Below are 6,490 nucleotides of genomic sequence, written 5' to 3'. Positions count from 1 at the left end.
AACCGCCGAATGCGTTCTCGATGGTGACGCCCTTGGCGATCGACACGTTGCCGACCAGGCCGCCAACATCGGAGAACGAGGTGGCAGTGAGGTTGATCTTCTGGTTTTGAGTGAAGCCAGAGAAGTCCAGGGTGTCGTTGCCGCCACCGTCCCACACCGAGAACACCAGCTTGTCGGCGTTGGATGTGGCGCTGAGGAAATCACGCCCGGTGTTGGAGTTGAACCCGTAGGTGGTGTCGCCGGCGCGGGTGTTGAGGTTGGCACCGTAGAGCTTCTGGATCGCGGCGATGTCGTCGATCAGCGGGCCGGAAGCGTAAGCCTCGACGCCACCTTTGCTGAAGTTCTGGTTGGTGTTGCTCTCGCTCCAGTAACTCATGAGGCTATAGCCACGCGTGTCCTGTCCATAGGTCGCGTCGTTATAGGTCGGGTTGCCGTTCCCGGCGTTGTAGTCGCCAGGGTGAGCCAGGCCCAGGGTGTGGCCGATTTCGTGGGTCAGGGTCTGCCGACCATAGTTGTTCAGGTCCGGAGTCTTGTTCGGCGTGTAGCTGTTGTTGGTCAGGTACCACGAGGTGCCATCGTAGCCCGCACCGGTGCCGGGCAGGTAAGCGAAGGCCGCGGCGCCGTCCTGGCCGCTGCTGTAGTTGCCGAAGGTCATGTGACCGTCACCGCCGGAAGCCTTTTCGGTAAAGGTCACGTTGGCGACATCCGACCAGGATTGCATGGCCAGTGCGGCCTGTGCTTTCTGCTGGGCGTTGAACTGGCTGAACCCTGAGATGCCATGTTTGTTCATGGTGCTCTGGGTAGCCGAGGTGAGGAAGGTGTAGGTCAGATCGATCTTGCCGTTGCCATCAAAGTCCCGATACGCGGCGCCATCCCGCAGCAGCTGGGTCGCTGCCTGGTCCACGGTGTAGGACGGTTTGCCATTGACTGTGAGGTTACCGCCACGGTCATACAAATGGCTGAAGCTATCGATTTGCGAGTAAGCAGTGCTGGCTTGCGCGGCAGATACAATAGCTTTGTCTTTTACTTTTGACATAAACGTACTTCCTTGTTTGCAAGTGCATCAGTCTTTGTTCGATAGGAACCTCGCGGGCGAGGATAGTCCTATCACTCACCTCTTTTGAAGGCGTAAGAAAACTGACACAACTTGAAATCTTTCGTCTACATCTATTTCCACAGCAAAAATGTGACACAGGTTCAACTTGAGGAAGTCCCACGCAGTGTTTACTGGGAACGCTTGCTTTTACCCGCCGAATTCGAGCGCCGCATTATTTAAATATTAAATAGCAGTAAAGCCGCTCCAAGTTGAGCGGCGCACTTGAGTAATGGATCCAATATATTGTCACGGTGTCATTAGCGGCATTAAATAGCCACTACTTGCACTATTAAAGTGCAGTGTCCCCTATTGCCGGGGCACACTCCAGCCACACTTGTGCAATGCTGCCAAGAGGGTCTCGCCGGCCAGGCCAGGCACCTGGACACCCGCCTGTGTGGTCATGTCTTCCCCTGCCAGCATCGCGTTGATGATTGCTTCTTCCACTGCCTCCGCCGCCGCGCTGAACAGTGGAGAAATATGATCGTTATTGACCATATGCAACGCGGTACGCAGCGGCAGGTCCTTGCGCCCGTAGTCCGCCTGCGGCAAATCCTGATTACCGGTGGCAAAGGCCAGAAACAAGTCACCGCTGGAATCCTCGGTGCCGCCACCGGTGCGTGCGATACCGATGGACGCCCGCTGCGCCAGGCGTTGGCACTGATGGGGCAGCAACGGCGCGTCGGTGGCGATAACCACCACGATGGACCCCATGCCGGGCGTGCCCTGCTCGGCAAAGGGCGAAGTGATGTCCATCAAATGTCGGCCCACCGGGTAGCCATCGACCCGCAGCTCCTGGCGCTTGCCATGGTTGGCCTGCACCAATACGCCGACGGTCCAGCCGCCCTGCTCCGCCGACAAGCGCCGGGATGCGCTGCCGATGCCGCCCTTGAACTCATGGCAGATCATCCCGGTGCCGCCGCCCACGGCGCCTTCCTGCACCGGGCCGGTTTCGGCATGGTCGAGTGCCTGGCGCACATGCTCAGGTTGCACATGCTGGCCCCAGATATCGTTGAGCAGGCCGTCATAGGTTTCCATGACCACCGGCATGCACCAGTACACCGCGGGGTCTTGCAGGCGTTCGCGCTCCAGGGCGATCAAGGTGTCACGCACGATCCCGACGCTGTGGGTGTTGGTGATGGCCATCGGCGTGGTCAACAATCCGGCCTCGTTGATCCACTCAAGGCCGGTGGCATCACCATTGCCGTTCAGCACGTGGTACCCGGCAAAACAGGGTTGATGCCGGGCCTCACCGGCGCGTGGCTGGACCACCGTCACGCCGGTACGCACCTGCTTGCCGTCGACACGCGTCTTGAGCGTGGTGTGGCCGACGCGAACCCCGGGAACATCGGTGATGGCATTCAATTCGCCAGGCGTGCCCAGCCCCAGCGTGATACCCAATTGACGTGCGCGCATACCCACTCCTTACAATTTCTGAAAGACCGGACTCGACCGGCCACTGATGCAATACAAAATCACCGACAGCGCCAGCAAGCCGATAATGACCATGATGTCGCGCATCGACGCCTCAAGGATCAAGGTCACTAACAGATACCCCGCGCCGAGCACCGCCAGCACGGCCGGCAACGGCCACAATGGCATGCGATAGGGATGTTCGCGATCACGCAGCAGCACCCGGCTCATCAGCGCGCTCAGCGCCACCACCAGGTACACCAGCATGATCAGCAACACGCTGAACGACGTCAGATCCGCCAGGTTCGAGCTGAAACTCAACAGCGCCGAAGGAATCGCCAGGAACAACGTAGCCAGCCACGGCGAATCCCAGCGCGGATGAATCCGCGTGAACAGCTTGTTGATACTCGGCGTCCACAGTGCATCGCGTCCGCTGCTGAACACCACCCGGCCGATCTGGATGACAATGGCCACAATTGCGTTGAACACCGACAGGAAAATCCCGGCACTGACCAACCGCGACAGGGTTTCATTACCGTGACTGGTCAACAGATAGCCAATGGGGTCGGGGCTGCTGATCATCTCACTCAGAGACGGCGCGCCGATCAAGAGTGCGGTGATTGGCACAAGTTCGATCACCACCACCAACCCCAGGGACCACAGCACCGCCTTGTGTACCCCCTTGCCGCCGCATTTCATGTCTTCGGCCAGCAACACCGCCGGGCCGTAGCCATTGAATGAGAACAGGCCAATACCGACGGCACCGATCACCAGGGCCCAGGGCGCGAGGTGCAACACGCCGTTTTCGACGATCTGCGGCTGGAACAATACGCTGGCCGGCTGCACCGGGTTGCCGAAGCCGATCACCACAATCACCAGCAACGCTGCCACTTCCAACAGCAGGCAGGTGCCGGTAATCCAGGCATTGAGCTTGATATTGAGAATGCCCAGGGCGTAGCTGCACACCACGATCACCAGGGCGACAGTTTGGGAGTCGAAGTTCGTACCCAGGGCATTATTCAGATAAGTCGCCGCACCAGTCGCCAATACCGGCGGAATAAACAGCAACATCACCAGCACCGTCAGGAACGTGGCGTAGCCGGCCATGCCACCAAACACGCGCTTGGCATACACATACTCGCCACCGGCACTGTTATGGGCGCGTCCGAGTTCGGCGTAACAGAAGGCGAACATCAACGCCAGCAGCCCGGCCATCACAAACGCCAGGAACACACCGCTGCCCGCTTGCTGAATGGCGAACGGGGCGATCACAAATACGGAACTGGCCGGCGTCACCGCAGAAACGGTGATAGCCACTACATCAAAGACGCTCAAGGTGGGCTTGAGCACGCCATCGGGCGTGGGGGTAGCGCTCATATCGTTATCCTCTGTCGTTGTTTTTGGTGTGAGGCAGAAACGAAAAATGATGTGTGTGTGCGGGATATGCTTCCCGTTGAATAGTGACGACGTTATCGGCTGGCGGGCCGGTAGGCCAATTCCCCTATTGGCGTACTCCCCTTGACGGTACCGGCTAAAAGCCGAACCCTTGGCCGATCTTTTGAGGGGAGCCAGTGATATGAGCCTGTTCCGGGAAATCGGCATGCACGCGGGATTGGGGCGCACCCTGTCACAAATCGGCACCGAACGGTTCTGGAAACAATTGGTGCTGTTATTGCACCAATGCCTGCCCTTCGATAACGCCCTGGCGATTTTCTACCCGCTGGACGGCCCGCCCCAGGCCCTTGAGGAGTACGACGCCCAGCCCAGCAGCAAACCGGCGTCGATGCTGGTGTACCTCAACGGTCTGTACCTGCTCGATCCGTTCTACCAGGCGTGCCGCGAGAACTATGCCAGCGGCGTGTACCGCCTGGAGGAAGTGGCGCCGGACCATTTTCGCCAGAGTGAGTACTTCCTCAACTACTTCCACGACAACGTGCTGGAAGACGAAGTGCAGTTGATCCTGCAATTGCCCGGCACGGGCACGCTTTCACTGTCCCTGGGTATGCAGCGACGCTTCAGCTTTGAGGAAACCGGGCTGTTGACCACACTGGCTGCTTGGGTGCTGCCATTGATGCAGCAGCACTGGCAGCAAAGCACTCAGCGAGCACCGGCAATAGACAGCCAGATTCGGGACGCGCTGAGTCATTTCGGCAGTGGTGTACTGTCGGACCGCGAGCTGGAAATCGCTCGCCTGGTGTTACGGGGTTTTTCCTCCAAGGCCATGGCCGAACGCCTCAAGATCTCGCCGGACACGGTCAAAGTGCACCGCAGGCACCTTTACGCCAAGCTCGATATCTCGTCACAGCCCGAGTTGTTTTCACTGTTTATCCAGTCGCTGGGGCATGACCTGGAGAACCCGTAGGCTTAATCCGAATGGAAGAAATTAATATGCTGCGGCAACAGATTTACACCATCAACGCGTACGGAAAAGTTCGGCCCTTCGGCATTGACTTTGATAGTCAATGTACTCACGCCGAACGCGTGGCTCAGTTGCACATCGCCCACCTCCACAGGCGGGCCTGGTTGAATATTGATTGCCGATATAGCGTGGTCCTTTAACATCAGGGACACATCGATCTCATCTTCTTTCGGATTGAAATTCAGGATCGTGTCCGGATCATCGCTGAGGGAGTCGGTGCTTTTTTCATATTTGAATGTATTGGCACCCTGACGCCCCACCAGTTGGTCGCCGCCTGCCCCGCCGACCAGCACTGAAGGCTCGCCGCGCCTGGCCTCCAGCCGTTCGCGCTGGTCTGTGCCACGTAACTCGGACTGGGTCCATGTACCGCCGATTGGAAGGCTTTCTATGGAAGACATATAAGTCACCTGTTGATAATCAGTTATGTGAGAGTGTTACGTGTTGCGGCCGAAATCTCTCACAGTGACACCCCTTCTTTCCATTCGGAATAGTTGACAGAAAATGTCTTAATCATGACGCCATTATTTATTTAACCAGTGGCCGGTTAATTATCTGAAAAGTGTCAATTAACGTCCGGTGCGATATAGACCGACCCGTTGCACAACTTGATAGCAGCCAACGGTAACCACGATGCGAAGCGAGCCGCTCTTGATCTTGATCTTGATCTTGATCTTGATCTTGATCTGCTTTTGATCTTAAGCGCCCCGTCAAACCACGCTGGCCGGAATTCGACAGGGATTTGGGGGGTAAATCGGCAGGGATGCCGGTTTAGCCGCCCCGCGCCATGGATGGCGCGTGGCGGCGGCCCCCCAAATCCATGTCGGATTACGGGCACACCGAGCCTAAGCGAGGTGCCGAGTGGTGGGGCAAGAGCGCTTTGGTTACTTTCGCGCTTTTCGAAAGTGACCCGCTGTAAAAGCGGAACCAATAGCAGCCGTTACCCAAATAACGGATATATACCCGGTCTGATCCAGCACCCTGGTCAGCCCTGAGGCCGCCATCGGGAGCAAGTCGAATCGTCGCACCGCCCCTGCGCCAGCACAGCGAACAAAATGCTTGAGATTGCCTAAATCTACCCGCCCCCCACAATGGCCAGACGACCATTCGAAGTAATGGCCTTTTGCCTAATCTGCTGTAGGACATGATCCACATCAAAATCAGGTAAAAGAACCGCCGAACGGGGCCGAAAAACTCACCTTGTACTTGCGAACGAATGCTATTTTTAAGTTCTTCGCCGTCTTGACCAACGAAGGTCCTGACCCCTGCCGCGAGCTAAAGGAAGCGCTCAATGAACAAGGTAGGCAACATGAACAAAGTAACTTTTCCCAATGCGTGCCAGTTGATGCGCTGGCATTTTCATCCGATGGGCTTCGAGGGGAGTATGGATGCCCCCGGCAGCATGATCGCCCGACTGTTCGACCGCGCCAGCGGTGAAACATTGATCGCCATCGCCGGCATACCTTGCGCCACAGTGATGAACGCCGCTGATGTGGAGCGCATTATCGAGGCCGTGGAGGATGAGCTGGAGTGTTTTGTGCCGCCGTTGTCGTTGCGGGCCTGAATAG

General features: G+C 57.6%; 6 protein-coding genes. 2 read left to right on the top strand and 4 right to left on the bottom strand.

What is annotated here, in order from left to right; translation table 11 throughout:
• The 3 genes from E4O98_RS17355 to E4O98_RS17345 form a co-directional block, all read right to left on the bottom strand.
• Positions 1–1,036 (bottom strand): M10 family metallopeptidase C-terminal domain-containing protein (locus E4O98_RS17355; protein WP_248091291.1); only part of this gene is annotated, 1,036 nt, incomplete at its 3' end.
• A gap of 366 nt (positions 1,037–1,402) precedes the next feature.
• Complete coding sequence (locus E4O98_RS17350; protein ID WP_103735198.1) at positions 1,403–2,509, bottom strand: P1 family peptidase; 1,107 nt, start codon at positions 2,507–2,509, stop codon at positions 1,403–1,405.
• Between the two features lie 9 nt (positions 2,510–2,518).
• Positions 2,519–3,883 carry an APC family permease gene (locus E4O98_RS17345; protein ID WP_005788456.1) on the bottom strand — a complete coding sequence of 455 codons (1,365 nt, stop codon included), beginning with the start codon at positions 3,881–3,883 and terminating at the stop codon, positions 2,519–2,521.
• Between the two features lie 199 nt (positions 3,884–4,082).
• Between E4O98_RS17345 and E4O98_RS17340 the strand changes: the two genes are divergently transcribed.
• Positions 4,083–4,868: a LuxR C-terminal-related transcriptional regulator gene (locus tag E4O98_RS17340; RefSeq protein ID WP_005788457.1), complete on the top strand. Its 786-nt coding sequence runs from the start codon at positions 4,083–4,085 to the stop codon at positions 4,866–4,868.
• Between the two features lie 2 nt (positions 4,869–4,870).
• Here the strand turns inward: E4O98_RS17340 and E4O98_RS17335 are convergent, their stop codons facing one another.
• Entirely contained in the window at positions 4,871–5,323 is a 453-nt protein-coding gene (locus E4O98_RS17335; RefSeq protein WP_032875250.1) for a M10 family metallopeptidase C-terminal domain-containing protein, read from the bottom strand.
• An 890-nt stretch (positions 5,324–6,213) separates the two neighbouring features.
• On the opposite strand from E4O98_RS17335, the gene E4O98_RS17330 reads away from it, so the two are divergent.
• Positions 6,214–6,486, top strand: a complete 273-nt coding sequence (locus tag E4O98_RS17330; RefSeq protein WP_005788459.1) for a DUF1652 domain-containing protein — start codon at positions 6,214–6,216, stop codon at positions 6,484–6,486.
• The last annotated feature ends 4 nt before the right edge of the window (positions 6,487–6,490 follow it).

The sequence above is a fragment of the Pseudomonas sp. W2Jun17 genome, assembly GCF_023127795.1.
GTDB lineage: Bacteria > Pseudomonadota > Gammaproteobacteria > Pseudomonadales > Pseudomonadaceae > Aquipseudomonas > Aquipseudomonas synxantha_A.
Note: the sequence above shows the minus strand (reverse complement) of the source record. Positions and strands in the feature narration are given on the sequence as shown.